19 protein-coding genes and 1 pseudogene are annotated in these 23005 nt (G+C 72.9%); 13 read left to right on the top strand and 7 right to left on the bottom strand.

Annotated features, from left to right (window positions below):
- Positions 1-26 precede the first annotated feature (26 nt).
- The 7 genes from cysC (at position 27) to NLX94_RS21495 (ending at position 6666) form a co-directional block, all read left to right on the top strand.
- The gene (cysC, locus tag NLX94_RS21525; RefSeq protein ID WP_254384621.1) at positions 27-572 is read left to right on the top strand and encodes an adenylyl-sulfate kinase; all 546 of its coding nucleotides are present in this window, start codon (positions 27-29) and stop codon (positions 570-572) included.
- Positions 569-1507 (top strand): sulfate adenylyltransferase subunit CysD, encoded by a 939-nt coding sequence (gene cysD, locus NLX94_RS21520; RefSeq protein WP_254384620.1) that lies wholly within the window; start codon positions 569-571, stop codon positions 1505-1507. The genes cysC and cysD overlap by 4 nt, the downstream gene beginning before the upstream one ends.
- A gap of 2 nt (positions 1508-1509) precedes the next feature.
- Complete coding sequence (locus NLX94_RS21515; protein ID WP_254384619.1) at positions 1510-2850, top strand: sulfate adenylyltransferase subunit 1; 1341 nt, start codon at positions 1510-1512, stop codon at positions 2848-2850.
- Positions 2851-3055: 205 nt separating this feature from the next.
- Positions 3056-4174 carry an aliphatic sulfonate ABC transporter substrate-binding protein gene (locus NLX94_RS21510; protein WP_374684004.1) on the top strand — a complete coding sequence of 373 codons (1119 nt, stop codon included), beginning with the start codon at positions 3056-3058 and terminating at the stop codon, positions 4172-4174.
- Between the two features lie 32 nt (positions 4175-4206).
- Complete coding sequence (locus tag NLX94_RS21505; protein WP_254384617.1) at positions 4207-5001, top strand: ABC transporter ATP-binding protein; 795 nt, start codon at positions 4207-4209, stop codon at positions 4999-5001.
- Entirely contained in the window at positions 4988-5890 is a 903-nt protein-coding gene (locus NLX94_RS21500) for an ABC transporter permease (RefSeq protein WP_254384616.1), read from the top strand. Before NLX94_RS21505 ends, NLX94_RS21500 begins: the two co-directional genes overlap by 14 nt.
- Positions 5891-5895: 5 nt before the next feature.
- Positions 5896-6666 carry a sirohydrochlorin chelatase gene (locus NLX94_RS21495; protein WP_254384615.1) on the top strand — a complete coding sequence of 257 codons (771 nt, stop codon included), beginning with the start codon at positions 5896-5898 and terminating at the stop codon, positions 6664-6666.
- A gap of 214 nt (positions 6667-6880) precedes the next feature.
- Here the strand turns inward: NLX94_RS21495 and NLX94_RS21490 are convergent, their stop codons facing one another.
- Positions 6881-7885, bottom strand: coding sequence for a ketopantoate reductase family protein (locus tag NLX94_RS21490; RefSeq protein WP_254384614.1), 1005 nt, complete (start codon positions 7883-7885; stop codon positions 6881-6883).
- Positions 7886-7929: 44 nt separating this feature from the next.
- Between NLX94_RS21490 and NLX94_RS21485 the strand changes: the two genes are divergently transcribed.
- A complete protein-coding gene (locus NLX94_RS21485; protein WP_254384613.1) occupies positions 7930-8787 on the top strand; it encodes an aldo/keto reductase in 858 nt (285 codons plus the stop codon).
- Between the two features lie 154 nt (positions 8788-8941).
- Here NLX94_RS21485 and NLX94_RS21480 read toward each other — a convergent pair whose 3' ends face one another.
- Both NLX94_RS21480 and mgt read right to left on the bottom strand, forming a co-directional pair.
- Entirely contained in the window at positions 8942-9496 is a 555-nt protein-coding gene (locus tag NLX94_RS21480) for a DUF1697 domain-containing protein (protein WP_254384612.1), read from the bottom strand.
- A pseudogene (gene mgt, locus NLX94_RS21475) lies at positions 9493-10757 on the bottom strand (macrolide-inactivating glycosyltransferase). The gene NLX94_RS21480 and the pseudogene mgt overlap by 4 nt, the downstream one beginning before the upstream one ends.
- A 162-nt stretch (positions 10758-10919) precedes the next feature.
- Here mgt and NLX94_RS21470 point away from each other — a divergent pair.
- Positions 10920-11786, top strand: coding sequence for a phosphotransferase enzyme family protein (locus tag NLX94_RS21470; protein WP_254384610.1), 867 nt, complete (start codon positions 10920-10922; stop codon positions 11784-11786).
- Between the two features lie 66 nt (positions 11787-11852).
- Here the strand turns inward: NLX94_RS21470 and NLX94_RS21465 are convergent, their stop codons facing one another.
- The gene (locus NLX94_RS21465) at positions 11853-12452 is read right to left on the bottom strand and encodes a DUF2867 domain-containing protein (protein WP_254384609.1); all 600 of its coding nucleotides are present in this window, start codon (positions 12450-12452) and stop codon (positions 11853-11855) included.
- Positions 12453-12547: 95 nt separating this feature from the next.
- On the opposite strand from NLX94_RS21465, the gene NLX94_RS21460 reads away from it, so the two are divergent.
- Positions 12548-13105 (top strand): TetR/AcrR family transcriptional regulator, encoded by a 558-nt coding sequence (locus tag NLX94_RS21460; RefSeq protein ID WP_254384608.1) that lies wholly within the window; start codon positions 12548-12550, stop codon positions 13103-13105.
- A gap of 32 nt (positions 13106-13137) precedes the next feature.
- Here the strand turns inward: NLX94_RS21460 and NLX94_RS21455 are convergent, their stop codons facing one another.
- The gene (locus NLX94_RS21455; RefSeq protein WP_254384607.1) at positions 13138-13881 is read right to left on the bottom strand and encodes an exonuclease domain-containing protein; all 744 of its coding nucleotides are present in this window, start codon (positions 13879-13881) and stop codon (positions 13138-13140) included.
- Between the two features lie 148 nt (positions 13882-14029).
- On the bottom strand, positions 14030-15298 hold the full coding sequence (locus NLX94_RS21450) for an SAV2148 family HEPN domain-containing protein (protein ID WP_254384606.1): 1269 nt from the start codon (positions 15296-15298) through the stop codon (positions 14030-14032).
- 321 nt (positions 15299-15619) lie between these two features.
- On the opposite strand from NLX94_RS21450, the gene glgX reads away from it, so the two are divergent.
- Entirely contained in the window at positions 15620-17734 is a 2115-nt protein-coding gene (gene glgX / locus NLX94_RS21445) for a glycogen debranching protein GlgX (RefSeq protein WP_254384605.1), read from the top strand.
- Between the two features lie 9 nt (positions 17735-17743).
- Here the strand turns inward: glgX and NLX94_RS21440 are convergent, their stop codons facing one another.
- Positions 17744-19027 (bottom strand): MFS transporter, encoded by a 1284-nt coding sequence (locus NLX94_RS21440; protein ID WP_254384604.1) that lies wholly within the window; start codon positions 19025-19027, stop codon positions 17744-17746.
- 82 nt (positions 19028-19109) lie between these two features.
- Here NLX94_RS21440 and treY point away from each other — a divergent pair, with 82 nt between their 5' ends.
- Both treY and NLX94_RS21430 read left to right on the top strand, forming a co-directional pair.
- A complete protein-coding gene (gene treY / locus NLX94_RS21435) occupies positions 19110-21476 on the top strand; it encodes a malto-oligosyltrehalose synthase (protein ID WP_254384603.1) in 2367 nt (788 codons plus the stop codon).
- Positions 21477-21605: 129 nt separating this feature from the next.
- Complete coding sequence (locus NLX94_RS21430; RefSeq protein WP_254384602.1) at positions 21606-22976, top strand: M14 family zinc carboxypeptidase; 1371 nt, start codon at positions 21606-21608, stop codon at positions 22974-22976.
- Positions 22977-23005 lie beyond the last annotated feature (29 nt).

The raw sequence follows: 23005 nt of genomic DNA, 5'->3' as shown, positions 1-23005 counted from the left end.
GCACGGAACCTACGGAGACGAACCAGATGAGCGTGAGCGACCAGGGCGCCACCGTGTGGCTGACCGGGCTGCCGAGCGCGGGCAAGACCACCATCGCCTACGCGGTGGCCGAGCGGCTGCGCGGCGAGGGCCACCGCGTGGAGGTCCTCGACGGCGACGAGATCCGCGAGTTCCTCTCCGCCGGCCTCGGCTTCACCCGCGAGGACCGGCACACCAACGTGCAGCGGATCGGCTTCGTCGCCGAACTCCTCGCGTCCAACGGCGTCAAGGCGCTCGTCCCGGTGATCGCGCCGTTCGCGGACAGCCGTGAGGCCGTCCGCAAGCGGCACGCCGCCGAGGGCACCTCGTACCTGGAGGTCCACGTGGCCACCCCCGTCGAGGTCTGCTCCGAGCGCGACGTGAAGGGCCTGTACGCCAAGCAGGCGGCGGGCGAGATCTCCGGTCTGACCGGGGTCGACGACCCGTACGAGGCACCGGAGTCCCCGGACCTCCGTATCGAGTCGCACACGCAGTCCGTACAGGAGTCGGCCTCGGCCCTGCACGCGCTGCTCACCGAGAGGGGTCTGGCATGACCGCCACCGTCGCACACGTCCACGAAGGGACGGACGCGCCCTACGCGCTGTCGCACCTCGACGCCCTCGAATCGGAGGCCGTGCACATCTTCCGCGAGGTGGCGGGCGAGTTCGAGAAGCCGGTGATCCTCTTCTCCGGCGGCAAGGACTCCATCGTCATGCTGCACCTGGCGCTGAAGGCGTTCGCGCCCGCGCCGGTGCCGTTCACCCTGCTCCACGTGGACACCGGCCACAACTTCCCCGAGGTCCTGGACTACCGCGACCGCGCGGTCGCCAAGCACGGACTGCGGCTGCACGTGGCCTCCGTCCAGGAGTACATCGACTCCGGCAAGCTCCGCGAGCGCCCCGACGGCGTCCGCAACCCGCTGCAGACCGTCCCCCTCACGGAGGCGATCCAGCAGCTGAAGTTCGACGCCGTCTTCGGCGGCGGCCGCCGCGACGAGGAGAAGGCCCGCGCCAAGGAGCGCGTCTTCTCCCTGCGCGACGAGTTCTCCCAGTGGGACCCGCGCCGCCAGCGCCCCGAGCTGTGGCAGCTCTACAACGGCCGCCACGCGCCGGGCGAGCACGTCCGCGTCTTCCCGCTGTCCAACTGGACCGAGCTGGACGTGTGGCAGTACATCGCCCGCGAGAAGATCGAACTGCCGGAGATCTACTTCGCCCACGAGCGCGAGGTCTTCCAGCGCAACGGCATGTGGCTGACGGCCGGCGAATGGGGTGGCGCCAAGGAAGGCGAGACCACCGAGACCCGCCTGATCCGCTACCGGACCGTCGGTGACATGTCCTGCACCGGTGCCGTCGACTCCGACGCCACCACGCTGGACGCCGTGATCACCGAAATCGCCGCCTCCCGGCTCACCGAGCGGGGCGCGACCCGCGCCGACGACAAGCTGTCCGAGGCTGCGATGGAAGACCGCAAGCGCGAAGGGTACTTCTAACCATGACCTCCACCACCGAGCAGTTCGCCGACCTGTCGGCGACCACGCTGCTGCGCTTCGCGACCGCGGGCTCCGTCGACGACGGCAAGTCCACCCTGGTCGGCCGCCTCCTGCACGACTCCAAGTCGGTCCTCACCGACCAGCTGGAAGCCGTGGAGCGGGTCTCGGCCAGCCGCGGTCAGGACACCCCCGACCTGGCGCTGCTCACCGACGGCCTGCGGGCCGAGCGGGAGCAGGGCATCACCATCGACGTGGCCTACCGCTACTTCGCGACCGCCCGGCGCCGGTTCATCCTGGCCGACACCCCCGGGCACGTGCAGTACACCCGGAACATGGTCACCGGCGCCTCCACGGCCGACCTCGCCGTGGTGCTGGTCGACGCCCGCAACGGCGTGATCGAGCAGACCCGCCGGCACGCCGCCGTCGCGGCCCTCCTCCGGGTCCCCCACGTGGTCCTCGCCGTCAACAAGATGGACCTCGCGGGCTACGACGAGGCCGTTTTCGCGAAGATCGCCGAGGAGTTCACGGCGTACGCCACGGGCCTCGGCGTCCCGGAGATCACCGCGATCCCGATCTCGGCCCTGGCCGGCGACAACGTGGTCGAGCCCTCCGCGAACATGGACTGGTACGGCGGCCCCACGGTGCTGGAGCACCTGGAGACCGTCCCGGTCAGCCACGACCTCACCGCCTGCCCGGCGCGCTTCCCGGTGCAGTACGTGATCCGTCCGCAGACCGCCGAGCACCCGGACTACCGCGGCTACGCGGGCCAGATCGCCTCCGGCGTGCTGCGGGTCGGCGAGGCCGTCACCGTCCTGCCGTCGGGCCGCACCTCGGTCATCGAGGGCATCGACGCGCTCGGTGAGAGCGTCGACATCGCCTGGGCCCCGCAGTCGGTGACCCTGCGCCTCAAGGACGACATCGACATCTCGCGCGGCGACCTGATCGCGCCGTCGTCGAGCTCCCCCGCCACCACGCAGGACGTCGTGGCGACGGTCTGCCACGTGGCGGACCAGCCCCTCGCCGTGGGCGCCCGGGTGCTGATCAAGCACACGACGCGCACGGTGAAGGCGATCGTCAAGGAGATCCCCTCGCGGCTGACCCTGGACGACCTGTCCCAGCACCCGAACCCCGGGCAGCTCGTGGCCAACGACATCGGCCGGGTCGTCGTCCGTACCGCCGAGCCGCTCGCGCTCGACGCGTACGCCGACTCGCGCCGCACCGGGTCCTTCCTCTTGATCGACCCGGCGGACGGAACGACTTTGGCGGCGGGTATGGTCGGCGAATCCTTCGCCTCCACCGCGGAGACCACCGTCCAGGCCGACGAAGAAGGGTGGGACTTCTGATCATGTCGGCCGATATCTACTCCACCTTCGCGAAGGAGGGCGGCCGTGTAGGCAGCGGCTCCCTCGGCAGCGGCCAGGGAGGTGTGGGGCGATGTGCGTGAAGGCGTACGCGCACCGCATGCGCGCCCACACCCTCCCACTGCTCAGCAAACGAAGACGTGCGTCGTGACGCGACGCTACGAGAGGAAGTCCTCCCGTGCCTGCCATCGGTACCTCTGCTAAGACCCTGCGCCGCAGCCTCGTCGCCGCTGCCGCCCTGCCGCTCCTGATCGGCGCCCTCGCCTCGTGCGGCTACGGCTCCGAGGCCGCGAAGGACGACGCCCCCAAGGCGAACGTCGCCGCCGACGGCAAGAAGCTCTCGGCCTCCGAGGTCCGCATCGGCTACTTCCCGAACCTGACCCACGCCACCGCGCTGGTCGGTCTCCAGGAAGGCCTGATCGCCAAGGAACTCGGCGCCACCGCCATCAAGCCCCAGGCCTTCAACGCCGGCCCCTCCGAGATCGAAGCCCTCAACGGCGGCTCTCTCGACATCGGCTTCATCGGCCCCTCCCCCTCGATCAACGCCTACGTCAAGTCCAAGGGCTCCAACCTGCGGATCATCTCCGGCTCCGCCTCCGGCGGCGTGAAGCTGGTCGTGAACCCGGCGAAGATCAAGACCCTGGACGACCTCAAGGGCAAGAACATCGCCACCCCGCAGAAGGGGAACACGCAGGACGTCGCGTTCCTCAACTGGATCGCCGAAAAGGGCTGGAAGGTCGACCCCGAGTCCGGCAAGGGCGACGTCTCCGTCGTCCGCACCGACAACAAGGTCACCCCCGACGCCTTCAAGTCCGGCTCCATCGACGGCGCCTGGGTCCCCGAGCCCACCGCCTCCAAGCTCGTCTCCGACGGCGGCGCCGTCCTCCTCGACGAAACCGCCCTGTGGCCCGACAAGAAGTTCGTCATCACGAACATCATCGTGTCGCAGAAGTTCCTCAAGGAGCACCCCGACGTCGTCGAGGCCGTCCTGACCGGCACCGTCAAGACCAACGAGTGGATCAACGCCAACCCCGAGAAGGCGAAGGCCTCCGCCAACGCCAAGCTCGCCGCCGAGAGCGGCAAGCCCCTCGACGCCAAGGTCATCGACCCGGCCTGGCCCAGCATCCTCCTCACCGACGACCCGCTCGCCTCGACCCTGAAGACCCAGGCCGAATGGGCCGTCAAGGCCAAGCTCATCGAGCAGCCCGACCTCAACGGCATCTACGACCTGACGCTCCTGAACAAGGTCCTCAAGGCCGCGGGCAAGCCCGCAGTCTCCGACGCCGGCCTCGGCGCCACCAAGTAACCCCGTAACCAGCAACCCAGGAGGTGACGACCATGGCCACCATGCTTGCCAAGGCTGCCGAGGGCTCCGTAGCGGAGCTGACGCACGCCGCCCGCATCGAGCACGTCTCGAAGTCCTTCTCCGGCCCGGCCGGATCGCAGCTCGTCCTGGACGACATCAGTCTCGATGTCGCTCCCGGAGAGTTCGTCACCATCCTGGGCGCCTCGGGGTGTGGAAAGTCGACGCTGCTCAACCTGGTCGCGGGTCTGGACAAGCCGTCCACGGGGTCCATCGAGACCCCCGGCGGCCGTCCGTCGCTCATGTTCCAGGAGCACGCCCTCTTCCCGTGGCTCACCGCGGGCAAGAACATCGAACTCGCCCTGCGCCTGCGCGGGGTGGCCAAGGCCGACCGCAAGCCGGAGGCCGAACGCCTCCTGGAGCTGGTCCGGCTGTCCGGCTCGTACGGCAAGCGGGTCCACGAGCTGTCCGGCGGCATGCGCCAGCGCGTGGCCCTGGCCCGGGCGCTCGCCCAGGACAGCCAGCTGCTGCTGATGGACGAGCCCTTCGCGGCGCTCGACGCCATCACCCGCGACGTGCTGCACGGAGAGCTCACCCGCATCTGGGAAGAGACGAACCTGTCCGTCCTGTTCGTCACGCACAACGTCCGCGAGGCCGTACGGCTCGCGCAGCGTGTGGTCCTGCTGTCCTCGCGCCCCGGCCGGGTCGCGAAGGAGTGGACCGTGGGCATCCCGCAGCCGCGCCGCATCGAAGACGCGGACGTCGCGGAGCTGTCCCTTGAGATCACTGAACACCTGCGTGGGGAGATCCGCCGCCATGGCCAGCACTGACACCACCCCCGAGACCCAGTCCAAGGCCAAGGCCGACGACCTCGCGGGACTGGAGGCGGGCCTCGACGCGCTCGACGCCGTCCAGACCCACCGCACCCCGGTGCGCGAGGTCCTCGTCAAGAAGGTCCTGCCGCCGGTCCTCGCCGTCGGCCTGGTCCTCCTCGTCTGGCAGATCCTGGTCGCGGCGAAGATCACCGACGAGACCAAGCTCCCCGCCCTGTCCTCCGTCTGGGACAGCCTGTCCGACATGTGGATGAAGGGGACCCTGCTCGAGGTCATCTGGACCAGCGTCTCGCGCGGTCTGCTCGGCTTCCTGCTGGCCCTGGCCATCGGCACCCCGCTCGGACTGCTCGTCGCCCGGGTGAAGTTCGTCCGCGCCGCGATCGGCCCGATCCTGCAGGGCCTGCAGTCGCTGCCCTCGGTCGCCTGGGTGCCCCCGGCGGTGCTCTGGTTCGGGCTCAACGACGCGATGATGTACACCGTCATCCTGCTCGGCGCCGTCCCCTCGATCGCCAACGGCCTCGTCTCCGGCATCGACCAGATCCCCCCGCTCTTCCTGCGGGCCGGCCGCACCCTGGGCGCCACCGGCCTGCGCGGCGCCTGGCACATCGTCATGCCGGCCGCGCTGCCCGGGTACCTGGCCGGCCTCAAGCAGGGCTGGGCCTTCTCCTGGCGCTCCCTGATGGCCGCCGAGATCATCGCCAGCTCCCCCGACCTCGGTCTGGGCCTGGGCCAGCTCCTCGAGAACGGCCGCAACAACATCGACCTGCCGGGCGTGTTCCTCGCGATCATCCTGATCCTGGTCGTCGGCATCGCCATCGACCTGCTGATCTTCAGCCCCATCGAGCGGTGGGTGCTGCGCACCCGCGGCCTGCTGGTCAAGAGCTGATCACCGTGTCCGCGCACCACTCCACTCACGCCCCGGCCCTGCTGGTCATCGCCCACGGCAGCCGCGACCCGCGGCACGCGGCGACCGTGCACGCCCTCACCCGGCGGGTACGGGCGCTGCGGCCGGGGCTGCGCGTGGAGACCGCCTTCCTGGACTTCGACACCCCGACCGTCGACCAGGCGGTGGCCTCGCTCTACCTGTCGGGCGTACGCGAGATAGTGGCGCTCCCGCTCCTGCTCACGCGGGCGTTCCACGCGAAGTCCGACATCCCGGCCGTGCTCGCGGCCTCCTCGTCCCACCTGTCGGACCTCACCGTCCGCACCGCGGACGTGCTCGGCCCGTCGCCGCTGCTGCTGGCGACCCTGGAGCGCCGGCTGTGGGAAGCCGGCCTCACCCCGGCGGACCGCGCCACCACCGGTGTGGTGCTCGCGTCCGCCGGTTCCTCAGACCCGGAGGCGATCGCAGTGATCGCTGAAATCGCGCGGGAGTGGCGGCACACCGGTTGGTGCGCCGTGCGGCCTGCGTTCGCCTCCGCTGTTCTCCCCCGGACGGAGGACGCCGTACGGGCGCTGCGCGCGGAGGGCGTCCGCCGGATCGCGGTGGCCCCCTACGTCATCGCCCCCGGGCGGCTGCCCGACCGCATCGCGGCGGGCGCGGCCGAGGCCGGCGCGGATGTGGTGGCCGACGTCCTCGGCCCCTCCCCGGAACTGGCCCGCCTGCTGCTCCGCAGGTTCGACGCGGCAGCCCCGTCCCGCATCCCGGCCCTGGCGGCCTGACCCCTCCCTGCGGGGCTGTCCCCTACCCGCCCTTCCACCGTTCCCCGGGCTCCGCCCGGACCCGGTCCTCAAACGCCGGACGGGCTGAAATTGCCCTGCGGGCAATCCAGCCCCGCCGGCGTTTGAGGCGCGGGGTCTGGGGCGGAGCCCCAGGGAACGGTGGAAGGGTGGGTAGGGGACTTCGCCCCGCAGGGCGGAGCGCCCGCAGCCGGCGCTACGCCCGGGCCGCAGCCTCGTCGGCCAGGGCCGTCAGGTCCTCGATGGACATCGCGCCCGGCGGGAGGCCCTCCCGCGCAAAGATGTTCGCCGCGTGCCGCAGCGTGTCGTTGACCGGCGCCGGAATCCCGTGCAGCCGCCCCAGCAGCACGATCTCCCCGTTGAGATAGTCCGCCTCCACCGACCCCGTCCCCCGCGCCAGGCTCTGCCAGGACGACCCGCCCCGCACCAGCCCGGCCGGCACCTCGACCTTCCCGTCACGCGCCGCCGACTGCTCGGCGTCGGAGGCCCAGTCGATCCCCGCCGCCGCGAAGGCGGCCTTCGCCTCCCGCACCGCCCGCAGCAGCAGCGCCGCCTTCGCGGGCTCCGGCTCGGGGCCGGTGGTCGCCTGGATCGCGTTGCCCAGGTTGCCCAGCAGCTTCGCGTACTTCCACCGCATCACGTCCTCGACGACGGGCGCCCCGAACCCGGCCTTCTCCAGGTCGGCCGCGATCCGCCCGGCCCGCGCGTCCGCGCCCCCGGCCGCCTTCCCGATGTGCAGGATCCCGGTCAGCGGCGCGCACAGCGCGGAGACCACCCCCGGCTCCAGGAAGGTCGCCGGCAGCCACACGCAGACCCCGTACACGCGCGCGAAGCGCCGTAGGGCGAGGCGTTCGCTCTCCACCCCGTTCTGTGCGCACAGCACCGGCAGCCGCTGCGCGGCCGTGCCGCCGCCCGCGACCTCGGCGTCGGCCCACGCATCGAGGGCGGCGAGCGCGTCCTGGGTCTTCACGGTCAGCAACAGGACGTCGTCGGGGCGCAGTTCGCCCAGCTCGGCCGGCCCGGTGACGACGGGCAGCCGGTGCACGCGCTCCCCGTCGGCCGTGGTGAGCCGCAGCCCGTCCGCGCGCAGGGCCTGCGCGTGCGGGCCGCGGGCGACGAGGACGGCCTCGCCGCCGGACTCCGCGAGCCGTCCGCCGATGGTCGCGCCGATCGCTCCGGCGCCGATGATGATGTAACGCATGCCTCGAGCCTGGCACATCCGAGGGCCTGGGTTACGGTCGGGCCATGTCTGTTGACGTGGATGAGACGTTCGCCCTCGGCGGGGACCTGCCCGTACGCCGCCTCGGACTCGGCACCGGGGGTCTGGTCGGCGCCGGCTACTGGGGCCCGCGCGCCACCCGCCCCGAATCGGTCGGGCTGCTGCGCACGGCCGTGGCCCGCGGGGTCACCCTGATCGACACCGCCGACAACTACGGCCCCCACCTGGCGGAAGAGCTGGTCGCCGAGGCCCTCCACCCGTACGGGGAAGGGCTGGTGGTGTCCACCAAGGGCGGGGTGGTGCGCACCGGGCCCGACCAGTGGCACGCAGCGGGCCGCCCGGAGGACCTGCGCGCGATGTGCGAGGCGAGCCTGCGCAGGCTCCGCCTGGACCGGATCGACCTGTACCAGCTGCACCGCTTCGACCCGGCCGTCCCGGCGGCGGAGCAGCTGGGCACGCTGGCGGAGCTCCGGGCGGAGGGCAAGATCCGCCACATCGGGCTGAACACGGTGACGGCGGCCCAGCTGCAGGAGGCCCTGTCCGTGGTCCCGGTGGCCTCGGTCCAGAACCCGTACAACCTCCTGGACCGCTCCTCGGCGGAGCTCCTCGCCCTGTGCGAGGAGCGCGGCATCGCCTTCCTCCCCTACTACCCGCTGGGCAACGGCGCCCTGACCCGGGAGAGCGCGGCCGCGCTGACGGCGGTCGCCACCGAACACGGCGCGTCCACCGGCCAGATCGCACTGGCCTGGCTCCTCCAGCACTCCCCGGTCCTGTGCCCCACTCCGGGCACGGGCTCCCCGGACCACCTGGCGGAGAACCTGGACGCGGCGACGGTCCACCTGACCCCGCACGAGATGACCCTGCTGGACGGACTGGCGGACTGAGCTCACCAGGGGACCGGGTGCTCACCCCCCGCGCTTCCACCGCGGGCCAGTCGACGGGCACCGGCCCCGGCGGGAAGTCATGGGCGGTCCCGGACGGCGGTCCGGCCGGATCGGCAAGCTCGCCGAGATCGGCGATCTCGGCGAAGTCCACGTGTCAGACCGCCGTCAGCTCGACGAGCTTGGCCACCGTGTTCCAGTTGCGGGTGGTCACGTCGAGGCCCTTGACCACGGCCGGCTTCGCGAGGGCCTCGCCCAGCTTCGAGCGGCCCAGGCCGTCCGGGGCGTAGAGGTAGATGACGCGGTCGCCGACCCGGTACTCCTCCGGCAGGTGCGCGGCCGCGTCGATCGAGGCGAACCGGGACCCGTCGGGCTGCTCGGAGCAGAAGGTGGCGTGGAGCTGCTTGCCTTCCAGCTCGGCGGCCGGGAAGGGGCAGGCGTCGGCGACGGCGCGCAGGTAGGCGCCGTCGACCACCAGGCAGGGGACCCGGAAGCCGAAGTGGGCCTCGATGGCGGCCTCCAGCTCCCGGGCGAGGGCTTCCGGGGTCTTCTCCGTCGCGCTGCTGAAGACGGCGTTTCCGCTCTGCAGGTAGGTCTGCGCGTCCTCGTGTCCGAGGTCGTGCAGGACCTTGCGGAGTTCGGCCATCGGGACCTTCTTGTTCCCGCCGACGTTGATGCCGCGCAGCAGCGCCGCGTACTTCCGAGTGGTCATGCCCCCACGATAGGCAGCCCCACCGACAGTTCCTCCTCGATCAGGTCCGCCGCCTGGCGGGTGCCTCCCTCGGTGGCCATCTGCGCCCGGATCTGCTCGGCGCGCGCGGCCACTTCCGGGTCGGCGACCAGGGAGAGGACGGCCTCGCGCAGGGTCGCGGCGTCGGCCCGGTCCATCGGGACGTGCCGGGCGACACCCAGGCCGGCCAGCATGTCGGCGTTGCCGAACTGGTCGACGGCCTGCGGGACGGCGACCATCGGGGTTCCGGTGGCCAGCCCCTCCTGGCTGCCGCCGGCGCCGGCGTGGGTGATGAAGGCGTCGGCCTGGCGCAGGATGTCCAGCTGCGGAACCCAGCGGTGGACCTCGACGTTGGCGGGGAGCTCGCCGAGCTCGGCCTCGTCGGTGAACTTGCCGATCTGGAGCACCACGTGCCAGTCGGGCAGGTCGCCGAAGGCCTCCGCGCAGGCGCGGTAGAAGGCGGGCTGCTTGGTGAAGGTGGAGCCGAGGGAGACCAGGAGGACCTTCTTCCCGGCGGCGTCCGCGGGGCGGGTCCAGGTGCCCTGGGTGGCGCTGCGGTCGCCCTGGCAGGCGCCGACGAAGGTGTACACGGACTCGTCGACCCGGTCGGTGTTCGGCTGGAGGGCGCGCGGGATGAGGACGACGCTGCGGCGGGGGCGGCCGACAAACCGGTCGCTGTCCTCGTCGATGCCGTTCTCGTCGAGCCAGGCCCGGAAGCGGACGTAGTACGCCTTCCCGCGCTCGGAGGCGCGCAGTTCGGCGAACATCGGCTCGGCGACCTCCTCCTCGTAGCCGTTCCAGGCGACCAGGTTCGGGGAGAGGGAGACGGCGGGGACGCCCCAGCGGTGGGCGAGGACGGGGGCCGCGTAGGCGGTGATGTCGTGGAGGACGAGGTCCGGTTCCTCGCCCTCGAAGGCGGCCGCGAGCTGCGGGAGCGCCTGGACGGCGTCGGTGAGGAAGGGCTCGATGTTGTCGATGAGCTCGCTGCCCCACGCCTCGGGGTCGTCCTCGGTGGGGAGGGTGGAGTTCCAGATCACCGGGGTGGCGCCGGTCTCGGCGATCTTGTCCGCGTAGGCGGCGGGGATGGCGTAGCTGACGCGGTGACCCCGGGCGACCAGTTCGCGGATCACTTCGATGCTGGGGTTCACGTGGCCGGCGGCGGCGATGGAGAACATGGCGATGTGGGCGGGCTTCGCGGCTGAGGTCATGACACGAAGATAACGAGACGAGACGTCTCGTGCAACTAGAAAGCCGAAAAACCTGGAGGCGGAGGAGCGGGAGGGGAGGGAAGCGACCCGGAACCGGACCGGAACCGGCCCGGAATGCGAGACTTGGCCGATACTTGGCCGATCAAGGAACCCCGGGCGGCCGGGGCGGCGGACGCGTAGGGACGGCGGAGAACGGCATGGACGAGGCACGGGCCAGGGAAGCGCTGAAGGCGGCGGGCCTCACCGGCCGGGCCGGACCGCCCGAGCTGCTGGCCCTGGGCGAGAACGCCGTCTTCGCGCTCGGCGCCGAAGGCCTGGTCGCCAAGGTCGGCCGGGAGGCCGCGCTGCTGCCGCGCGCCCGGCTGGAGCTCGCGGTGGCGGGCTGGCTCGCGGAGTCCGGGATCCCCGCGGTCCGCGCGGCCGAGCCCGAGCCGCGACTGGTGGACGGCCACCCCGTGACGCTGTGGCACCGGCTCCCCGACGCGGTCCGCCCGGCCGGCCCGCAGGACCTCGCGGCGCTGCTGCGGCAGATCCACGCCCTGCCCGCGCCCCCCTTCGTACTGCCCCCGCGCGATCTGCTGGGCGGGGTAGAGCGCTGGCTGCGGCTGGCGGGCGGGGCCATCGACCCCGCGGACGCGGCCTACCTGCGCGCCCGCCGCGACGGGTACGCCGCCCAGGTCGCCGCCCTCACCCCGCACCTCGCGCCGGGCCCGATCCACGGCGACGCGCTGCCCCGCAACGTCCACGTGGGTCCGGACGGACCGGTGCTGGTCGACCTGGAGACGGTCTCCGCCGACCTGCGCGAGCACGACCTGGTGGTGATGGCCCTCTCCCGGGACCGGTACGGACTGCCCGGCGCCTCGTACGAGGAGTTCACGGCGGCGTACGGCTGGGACGTCCGCGACTGGGAGGGCTGCGCGGTCCTGCGCGGCGCCCGCGAAACGGCCAGCTGCGCCTGGGTCTCCCAGCACGCCCCGGCCAACCCCAAGGCCCTGGCCGAGTTCCGCCGCCGCGTGGCCTCCCTGCGCGAGGGCGACCCGGAAGTCCGCTGGCACCCCTTCTGAGCCGCGCCGCGCGCCTTCCCCCGGCCCGTCCCTGCGCCGACCGCGACGGGAACGAGGTGCCCCGGGTCAGGACGCGCCGGAGGCCTGACGGGTCTGCCATGCGCGGCCGATGCCGCGGATCATCGCCGGGTAGACCCCGAGGTACCGGAAGGGCTTGATGCCCGCCATGTAGACGGCGCCGAGGAAGCCGTTGGGCTTGACCAGGACGGCCATCTGCCCGTGGTAGCCGCCGGCTCCGTCCGCGTCGGGGACCCAGCTGATGTGCATCACTCCGTGCACGGTCCGGTTGGCCGTCTCCGCCGCCCACTCGTCGTGCGTCTGGTAGACGGAGCTGAACGGGACCGAGCCGAGGTCGGGTCCCCGGGGGCCCTCGCGCAGGTCCGCCGGCAGCCGGTCGCGCAGGGTCGCCACCCGGCCGCCGACGCCATCGGCGGGGTCGTCCCAGCCGAAGAGGGCTCCGAGCTTCCACCGGATCGCGAAGAGCGCGCGGCCCAGGAAGGAGGGGACGGGGTCGCCTTCGCCGCTCGCGAACTGGCGCACGAGCCGATCAAGGTCGTCGGGGCCTCCTGGCGTGGGCAGCTCCCACACGTCCTCGAGGTGGAAGTCGCCGGCGACCTCGTGGATCCGCCAGGGGCGGTCGGTGTGCGCTGTTCTGGGGAGTCTCATCAGCAGGCCCCTATCTATACGATGCCGTATAGAAGAAGGCTAGCCGATCTATACGCCACCGTATAGATCGGGCTCGTACGGGATGGGGAGACATCGTGGGCGCGACCCGCACGCCGCGGCGCGGCTGGATCGAGGAGGGCCTGCGGGCGCTCGCCGCCGGAGGGCCCGAGGCGGTCCGGATCGAGTCGCTCGCTCAGGCGCTCGGCGTCACCAAGGGCGGCTTCTACGGGCACTTCGGCAACCGCGACGCACTGCTCGCCGAGATGCTCGACACCTGGGAGCGCGAGGCCGCCGAGGCGGTGATCGATCAGGTCGAGGGCGGGGGCGGCGACGCCAGGGCCAGGCTGAAGCGGCTGTTCGCGATCGTCTCGGTCGCCGACGGGCCGGCGCAGGGCGTGGCGGCCGAGCTCGCGATCCGCGACTGGGCCCGGCGCGACGCGTCCGTCGTGGAGCGGCTGCGGCGCGTGGACAACCGCCGCATGGACTACCTGCGCTCGCTGTTCGGCGCGTTCTGCCCCGACGAGGCCGAGGTCGAGGTCCGCTGCATGATCGTCTACTCGCTGCGGATCGGCGGCCATTTCATCGCCGCCGACCACGGCGGCCGCAGCCGCGACGAGGTGCTGGAGCTCACCAGGGACTGGCTGCTCCGGTAGGCCCTGCCGTCAGGCCTGAGCCTGGCCCGCCGTCAGACCCGGTACGGCACGACGGGCCAGGCCCGCTCGACTATCGCCTCGGGGTCCGAGGTGCGCCGCAGGTAGCTCTGCAGGGAGGCCGCCTGCTCGGCCGCCGCGCGGACCTGGAGCGCGTGCAGGTCGGGCAGGGCGACCGTCCCTATCGCCGCGTGCACGGCCCCCATCCGCCGCGCGGCGCGGGCCGCCGCCAGCGCGTCCGCGCCGGCGTCGTGCGCCGCTTCCAGGCTCACGCCGTAGTGCTCGCAGAGGGCCTGGAGGGTGCGCCTGCCCTTGCGGTACCGGTCCGCGTGCTTGTCCAGCACCAGCGGGTCGATGACGGGCGGCGCGGACCGCTCCGGCCAGCGCTCGCCCAGCGGACGGATCCCGTGGCGGCGGCACTCGCGGTCCAGCAGGGTCAGGTCGTACCGCGCGTTCATCACCACCAGCGGGGTGCCCGAGCTCAGTGCCTCCACGAGCGTCCCGGTGATCTCCTCGATCGCCGGGGCCGCCGCCATGCCCCGCGCCCGGGCGTGCTCCGTGGAGATGCCGTGGATGGCCGAGGCCTGCTCCGGGATGGGCACGCCCGGGTCCACCAGCCAGGTCCGCTCCCGGGCCACCTGCCCGTCCGGGCCGAGCGCCACGACGGCCGCCGTCACGATCCGGTCGGACTCGGTGTCGGTGCCCGTGGTCTCCAGGTCGAAGGCCACCATCGGCCCGCCGTGCCAGTCCCCCATCCAGTCCCCCGCCCAGTCCCCCATCACGTGCCCCCCGTACCGGTCCCTCTACGTCAACGGCTTTCAGCCTGACACGGGCCACTGACAGCCCCGGAGCCGGGGCGGCCGGGAACCCATCGTGAACCCCGTCGTGAACCCGCCGGGAGCCCGCCGGAACACCGTCCGGACCCGCTCAGGACACCGGCCGGGAGTCCTGCCAGATCGACTCGAATTCCTCGCGGTAGGTCGGGAACAGGCCGTGCTCCGCGTCGCGCGAGGCCCGCCCGCCCCGCAGGACCAGGACCGGCGCCTCCATGCCGCGGGCCCGGCGCAGGTACGACTGGACCACCGCGATGCCCGAGGACTCGCCCTCCACCAGGTACGCGGTGAAGCGCGGGGTCTCGTCGAAGACGTGGATCTCGAAGCGCGAGGGGTCGCGCAGGCCCGCCCGCACCCGCCGCACGTGCAGGATGTTCATCTCCACCGAGCGGCTCAGCTCGCCCTTGCGCAGGCCGAGCTCCCGCTCGCGCCGTTTGACCGCGCTGCTCGCCGGGTTCAGGAACAGCAGCCGCACCCGGCAGCCGGCCTCCGCGAGGCGTACGAGCCTTCGGCCCGAGAAGTTCTGGACCAGCAGGTTGAGCCCGATGCCGATGGCGTCGAGCCGCCGCGCGCCGCCGAAGAGGTCCTCCGCCGGGAGCTGGCGCTGCAGCCGCACCCGGTCGGGGTGGACGGAGATGACGTCCGCGTACCGGTCGCCGACCAGGTCCTCGACGGCGTCGATGGGCAGCCGGTCGGCCGCAGGGGAGCCCGCGCCGCCGCCCAGTACCTCCAGCAGCCGGGCCGAGGCCCGCTCGGCCTGTTCCAGGACCGCCCGGGACAGGGCCCGGTTGCGGGAGACGACGTTGCGGGTGACCTCCAGCTCGTCCAGCGCCTGCTCGATCTCGCGCCGGTCGTCGAAGTAGGGCTCGAAGCAGGGCCAGTGCTGGACCATCAGCTCGCGCAGCTGCGGCAGGGTGAGGAAGCTCAGCACGTTGTCGTCGGCGGAGTCCAGCAGGTAGCCCTTGCGGCGGCTGACCTCGCGCACGGCGACCGCGCGCTGCACCCATTCCTGGCCGGCCGGGCCCGCGGCCGCCACCACCCAGTCGTCCCCGCCGTGCACGGGCTCGTAGACGGGCCGGAGCACCGCTCCGACCACGGAGCGCAGCCGCTGTTCGATCAGGTTCAGCCAGATGTACGCACGGCCGGCGCGCTGGGCCCTGGTCCGGACCTCGCTCCAGGCGTCCGCGCCCCAGTCCAGCTCGGCGCCGGCTCCCGCCTGCGCCTTCCCGGTCCCGCCGGCCTCCGGCCGGGCCAGCGACACGGCTCCGGCGGGGATGCCGCCGGACGCCCCGGCCGCGGCGTCCGCCGGGCCGCCCTCGTGACCGCCGTCACCAGGGGGCAGCTCCAGACCTCCCGAGCTCACCCGTGCACCGCCTCCTGCGTCTGGACGCCCGTCTCCAGTGATCACGGAAGGGTACTCCGCGCGTGCGGCCCCCTGCAGCCCGATGCGGGCTCATGCGGTCCGACGCGGGCTCATGGCCCGTACGCGATCCGTCCGTTGGCTCATTATCCGCTCTGCGGTTGATGCGATCTTCCCATGGTCCGCCGACCCTCTTATCAGCTCTCCGGGTCACCCGGTAGGACCCTCGCAAGTCCCCGCGTGGGAGCCCTCTTTCGGGGAAGATCTGCCAGTGACGTGGTCCACGCCGGATCAGCCCGACACAGAGGGGAAGAGTCGTTTTCTATGCAGGTCTGGCCGGGACAGGCGTATCCGCTCGGTGCCACGTACGACGGCGCCGGCACCAATTTCGCGGTCTATTCGGAGGCCGCCCGACGCATCGAGCTGTGCCTGCTGCACGACGACGGTTCGGAGACCGCGGTCGAACTGCGCGAGACCGACGCCTTCGTCCGGCACGCCTACCTGCCGGGCATCATGCCCGGCCAGCGCTACGGCTTCCGGGTGCACGGCCCCTACGAGCCCGAGCGCGGCCGGCGCTGCAACGCGGCGAAGCTGCTGCTGGACCCGTACGCGCGGGCGGTCGCGGGCAGCGTCGACTGGGGCGAGGAGGTGTACGGCTACCACTTCGGCCGGCCCGACTCCCGCAACGACCTGGACTCCGCGCCCAAGAGCATGAGTTCGGTCGTGGTCAACCCGTACTTCGACTGGGCCAACGACCGGCCGCCGCGCCACGAGTACCACCACACCGTGCTCTACGAGGCCCACGTGAAGGGCCTGACCATGCGACATCCGGACCTCCCCGAGGAGCTGCGCGGCACGTACGGGGCGCTCGCGCACCCGGCGGTGATCGGGCACCTCACCAAGCTGGGGGTGACCGCGCTGGAGCTGATGCCGGTCCATCAGTTCGTCAACGACCACCGCCTGGTGGACGACGGGCTCAGCAACTACTGGGGCTACAACACCATCGGCTTCTTCGCCCCGCACAACGGCTACGCCTCGGGCGACCGGGGCCAGCAGGTGCTGGAGTTCAAGTCGGCCGTGCGGGCCCTGCACGAGGCCGGCATCGAGGTGATCCTCGACGTGGTCTACAACCACACCGCCGAGGGGAACCACCTGGGGCCGACGCTGTCCTTCCGGGGGCTGGACAACGCCTCGTACTACCGGCTCGCGGACGATCCCCGGCACTACATGGACACCACGGGCACCGGGAACTCGCTGCTCATGCGCTCCCCGCACGTGCTCCAGCTGATCATGGACTCGCTGCGCTACTGGGTCACCGAGATGCACGTGGACGGCTTCCGCTTCGACCTGGCGGCCACCCTGGCCCGCCAGTTCCACGAGGTGGACCGGCTGTCCTCGTTCTTCGACCTGGTCCAGCAGGATCCGGTGGTCAGCCAGGTCAAGCTGATCGCGGAGCCGTGGGACCTGGGCGAGGGCGGCTACCAGGTGGGCAACTTCCCGCCGCTGTGGACCGAGTGGAACGGCAAGTACCGGGACACCGTACGGGACTTGTGGCGCGGGCAGCCGCGCACGCTCGCGGAGTTCGCGGGCCGGCTGACGGGCTCCTCCGACCTCTACCAGGACGACGGCCGGCGTCCGCTGGCCTCGATCAACTTCACCACCTGCCACGACGGCTTCACCCTCAACGACCTGGTCTCGTACAACGAGAAGCACAACGAGGCCAACCGCGAGGGCAATCGGGACGGCGAGACCCACAACCGCTCCTGGAACTGCGGGGCGGAGGGGCCCACGGAGGATCCGGAGATCGGGGAGCTGCGCGAGCGCCAGATGCGCAACTTCATCGCCACGCTGATGCTGTCCCAGGGCGTGCCGATGATCAGTCACGGCGACGAGTTCGCCCGCAGTCAGGGCGGCAACAACAACGCCTACTGCCAGGACAACGAGCTGTCGTGGGTGAACTGGCCCGATCCGGGCAAACCGGCGCCCGCACTGCTGGAGTTCACCCGGCGGATGGTGTGGCTGCGGCGGGAGCACCCGGTGTTCCGGCGGCGCCGCTTCTTCCACGGCCGGCCGGTGGAGGGGACGCACGACGAGCTCTCGGACATCGCCTGGTTCACCCCGCACGGAGAGGAGATGCGGGCCCGCGACTGGCAGGCGCAGCACGCGCGGGCGCTGGCGGTGTTCCTGAACGGGGAGGCCATCTCCGAGCCGGGCACCCGCGGGGAGCGGATCACCGACGACTCGTTCCTGCTGATGTTCAACGCGGGAGCCGAGGCTCAGGACTTCACGGTCCCGGCCGGGCACGGGGCGCAGTGGCGCCTCGTCGTGGACACGGCGCGGCCGGAGGTGCTGGCACCCGGTACCGGGCCGCAGTACGCGGCCGGGGACCGGGTGACACTGACAGGACGGTGTCTGGTGGTGCTTCAGCGCCCGGCGTAGGCGCCCGGCTCAGCTCCCCGCGTAGGCGGTGCCTTCCAGGAGGGCGTCCGCGCGGGAGCTCCCGCCGGCGACCACCGGCGCGTGCGCACGGGTCGAGGGCACCCGGGTGACCAGGGCCAGGACCAGGCACAGGGCGGCTGCACCCACGGCCACCGCGAAGGCGGCGGAGGGTCCGTACCACTCGGCGAGCCGCCCGGACACGGCGAGCGAGGCGGCCTGCCCGGCGACGAGCGAGCTGGCGGCGAAGGCCATCGACTCGGCGAGCCGGCCCGGGCTCACCGCACGCTCGGTGATCGCGAAGGCGGTGATCAGGTGCGGGGCGTAGGCGGCTCCGAGCACGGTGACGACCGCGTACAGCGGCCACAGTGTCTCGGTGAAGAGCAGCGGTACGGAGAGTACGAGCGCTGCGGCCGTGGCCCACCGCCAGCGCATCCGCAGTCCGAAGCGGGCGGGCAGCGCGCCGAGCGAGAGCCCGACGGCGGCGCTGACGACGCCCATGGCCGCGTACACGATGCCGGCCTGACCGGGGACGCCCAACTGTGCCGTGAGGGCGGCGATTCCGGCCTGACAGGCACCGAACATGGCGCCCTGGAGGGCGAGGGAGCCGCGCACCGCGAGGACCACGCGCGGCGGGCGGACCCGGGTGCGGTCCTTCGCCCGGCGTTCTCCCGCGGGCACTCCGGCCGTGACGGCGGCGGTCGGGTGCAGTGCGTAGAGGGTGCCGAAGACGGCGACGAGGGCGGCCGCGCCGCCGAGGGCGACGGCCGGGTGCAGGGCGAGGGTGGCCAGGCCCACGAGGGCGGGCCCGAAGACGAAGGAGACCTCGTCCAGGGTGCCTTCGAGGGAGTGGATGGCGCCCACGACGCTCTCGTCGGACTTGGCGCGGTGGGCCAGGGCCACGGAGCGGGTACGGGCGAGCGGTCCGATCAGCGGGACGGAGGCCCCGGTGACGAAGCCGATCGCGGCGAGCGGGACGGTGGCGAGGTCGGAGAGCGCCCCGGCCACGAGGGCGGCGGTCGCCGCCGCGTTGACCGCGGCGGCCGTGAGGACGACGGAGCGCTGTCCGTGACGGTCGGCGAGCCGGCCCAGGACGGGCCCGAAGACCACCTGTCCGGCGGAGAGGGTGCCGCCGACTATGCCCGCGGTGGCGAGGGAGCCGCTGGTCTCGGCGACCAGGAGGACGCTGCCGAACTGCGACATCGCGACGGGCAGTCGGGCGAGGAAGGATACGAGCGGGAGTAGGGGCCCGGTCAGGGCGATGACTCTTCGATAGGTGTTGACGGTTCCAAACACTTGAGCAACGTTAACCCGGTGCAGTCACCCGGATGCATTGGGTCATGGCACGGAATCCCGCATCCTGGGTACGTACGTTCTCATGAGCCTGCCCCCGCGCACCGGTCGCACCCGTCCCGAGTTCAGCCGGCCGGAACCCGATGGACCACCGGCCGTCACCCCGGCGTCGACCTACCGCCTCCAGCTGCGCCCCGAGTTCACCTTCGACCACGCGCGGGCCTCCGTACCCTACTTCGCCTCGCTCGGCGTGTCGCACCTGCACCTGTCCCCCGTACTGGAGGCGGTGCCCGGCTCCTCCCACGGGTACGACGTCACCGACCACACCCGGGTCCGGGAGGAGCTGGGCGGGGAGGCCGGGCTGCGGGCCCTGGCTGCGGAGGCCCGGGCGCACGGGCTCGCACTGGTGCTCGACATCGTGCCGAACCACATGGCGCTGCCGGCGCCGCTCCGCCTCAACCGGCCCCTGTGGGAAGTGGCCCGGGAGGGGCCCGGCTCGCCGTACGCACGCTGGTTCGACATCGACTGGGAGGCGGGCGGGGGACAGCTGCTGCTGCCCGTGCTGACGGAGCCGCTGGATCCCGGCTCCATCGAGGTCGGGGAGGTCGGGGCCGGTACCGGGCGCCGGGAGGGCCGGGCCGTACTGCGCGTCGGGGGGCTGGAGTTCCCGCTCCGGGAGGGCACCGCCGGGCTGGAACCGGCGGAGCTGCTCGCCGCCCAGTGGTACCGGCCCGCGCACTGGCGGGAGGCCCGCACCGGGCTCAACTACCGCCGCTTCTTCACCATTTCGGAGCTGATCGGGGTGCGCGTCGAGGATCCCGAGGTCTTCGCCGCCACCCACGCCAAGGTGCTGGAGCTGGTCCGGGACGGGGTCGTCGCGGGGCTGCGGATCGACCACGTGGACGGTCTGGCCGACCCCGCGGGCTACCTGCGGCGGCTGCGGGAAGCGGCCGGCGGGGAGTGCTGGGTGGTGGTCGAGAAGATCCTGGCCCGCGGGGAACGGCTCGCTCCTGGCTGGCCGGTGGCCGGGACCACCGGGTACGACGCCCTGTACCGGGTGGACGGGGTGCTGACCGACCCGGCCGGGGCCGCGCGCCTCGACGCCCGGTTCCGGGAGGCGACCGGACAGCCCCCGTGGGAGCGGACCGCCGAGGCGGGCGCCCGGGAGGTCCTGACCGGGGACCTGGCCGCGGAGCTGGCCGCCCTGGAGCGGCTGGCCGGTCCGGAACTCAGCGAAGCGGTAAGGGAGTTGCTGATCGCCTACCCCGTCTACCGCCCTTACCCCGGCGATCCGGACCTGGCGCCCGAGGCGCTGGAGCGGGCCGCCGCACGGGCCGGGGCGGCCCCGGTGGCCGGCGTACGCGAACTGCTGCTGCGGGAACCGGCCTTCGCGGCCCGCTTCGCCCAGACCTCGGCGGCCCTGCGCGCCAAGTCCCTGGAGGACAAGGCCTTCTACCGCTACGCCCCGCTGCTGTCGGCCACGGAGGTGGGCGGGGACCCGGGGGCTCCGGCGGTCACGGTGGCGGAGTTCCACGCGTACTGCGCCGACCGGGCGCGGCTGTGGCCCGGGTCCGGGACGGTGCTGACCACGCACGACACCAAGCGCAGCGCGGACGTCAGGGCCCGGATCTCGGCGCTCTCCCAGGACCCCGACGCGGTACCGGATCCGGCCGGGGCGGATCCCCAGCTCGCCTGGGTGGCCTGGCAGACGGCCTTCGGACTCGGAGCCGGCGGCAACAACATGGTGCGCCTCGACCGGCTGTGGCAGGCCCTGCTGAAGTCCGTCCGCGAAGCCGCCCTGCACACCACCTGGACCGAACAGAACCGGGAGTACGAGGCCACGGTCCCGGACTACGTCCTGACGACCGCCCCGACGCCCTCGCGGCCCCTGGCGGAGGCGGCCCGCGCCAACCTGCTCGGCGCGGCGCTGCTGCACCTGGCCATGCCCGGGGTCCCGGAGGTCTACCAGGGCTCCGAGACGGAGTACCGGGCCCTGGTCGACCCGGACAACCGGCGCCCCGCCGTCCTCCCCCGGGAGGCCCTGGCCCGGCTCGACGCGGGGGCCGCGCCGTCGGGGACGGCCGAGGAGAAGCTCGCCCTCACCGCCGCCCTGCTGCGGCTGCGGCGCGACCGCCCCGGACTGTTCACCGGCTACGCACCGCTCTGCGCCCGGGGCCCGGCGGCGGAGCACTGCGTGGCCTTCGCCCGCTCGGCCGGCCTGGTGGCGGTGGCCACCCGTCTGTCGCACCGGCTGGCCGGGGCCGGCGGCTGGCGCGACACGGCCCTGCCCCTGCCGCCCGGGCGCTGGCGGCGGCTGGCGCTGATCGAGGCCGGGCAGACCGAGCAGGCCGGGCACGAAGCCCCGTACGAGGGCGGGGCACCGCTCTCCGCGCTCCTCGGCGGCGGCTCGCCGGTGGCGGTCCTGCTCAGGGAGGACGCCGTCCCGGAGTGACCGGGCCGACCGGCCCTCCTTCCCGTACACCTTCCGGGGCCGGTCGGCTGTCGTACCCGACACGTGCCGTCCCCGTAAACCTTGCCGGTCACGGCACTAGGCCGCTCGCGCAGCGGGAATGGACCGTCTGTGACCCTGATCCGTGACATGTGCTACCCCACCCCCCACGAACTGGCCCTGGCCGCGCGCGCCCTGGCGGATGAACACCCCTCCCTGGCCCGGCTCCGCCAGATCGGCGCGTCCCGGGCCGGGGAGCCCCTCTGGCTGCTCTCCGTAGGCCCCGCGGGGACGGCCGGGGCCGCTGCCCCGGGCGCGGCGGACGTGCTCGTCGTCGCCGGGGCCCACGCCAACGAGCCCGTGGGCGGTGCCACCGCCCTCGCGCTCGCGCGCGGGCTCATCCGTGAAGCCACAGGGACCGGCGACGCCGAAGCCGGAGGCCCGGCACCGCGTACCGGCGCCGGAACGGCCCTCGCCCCGGCCTCCGTTCCCGCCGCCGGAACCACCTGGCACTTCCTGCTCTGCGCCGACCCCGACGGCGCGGCCCTGCACCGCACGCCGCGCCCGTACTCCCTGCTCGACTACCACCGGAACTTCTTCCGCCCGCCCGGCCCCGAACAGCCCGAGTGGGCGCCCTCTTTACTGCCCCCGGACCGCCTGCCGCCCGAGACCCTCGCCCTGACCCGGCTCATCGACGAGCTCCGGCCCGCCCTCCAGGTCTCCCTGCACGGCACCGATCTGGGCGGCTCCTGGGTGCAGCTGACCCGGGACATACCCGGTCTCGCCGAGCCCTTCGGCAAATCGGCCGCCGAGCTGCACATTCCGGTGGAGACCAGCGCCTCCGACGCCTCGGGCTGGCCCTCGCCGGGGGCGGGGATCTTCGTGATGCCCGAGCCCGGGACCACGGACGACGGGCCGTTCCATCCCGAGGACACCCGGCTCAGCACCTGGTACCACGCCCACCGCCACGACGGCACGACGGCGATCGTCGAAGTCCCCATGTGGGCATCGGACCTGGTGGACGACCCGGCCCCGCACCCCGACCCCCGCGCCGCCCTGCGGATCCTGGCCGGCCGGCTCACCGCCGACGCCGCGCGGGTGGCGGCCCTGCGCGAAGGCGCGGCCGGCGGTACGGACCCGGCCGGTACGGATCCCGCCGGCGCGGCCCTGCTGCGCGCGGTGGACTGGACGCTCGCGCTGATCCCCCGGATCACCGCAGAGTGGACGGGCCCCGGGGCTCCCGCCGAGGCGACGGCGGCGTACATCGGGAGCATCGACGCCTTCGGGCGGCGGCTCTCGCTGCGCGCCGCGGCGATGCTGCTGCGGGTGCTGCGCGCGCAGGGGCATCCGACGGCGCCGGCCGTGGACCGGCTCGTCACGGGGTGGTGCGAGGAGTTCGCGGACCGCTTCCAGGCCCGCTGGGTCCCGGTGGCCACGCAGGTGGAGCACCAGTCCAGGGTCGTCCTGGCGGCCTACGACCGGCTCGTCGAGGCGGGCCGGTAGGGGCCGGGGGCGCCTGGAGACCCCGGGCC

It is taken from the genome of Streptomyces sp. TBY4, from assembly GCF_024213195.1.
Lineage (GTDB): Bacteria > Actinomycetota > Actinomycetes > Streptomycetales > Streptomycetaceae > Streptomyces.
Note: the sequence above shows the minus strand (reverse complement) of the source record. Positions and strands in the feature narration are given on the sequence as shown.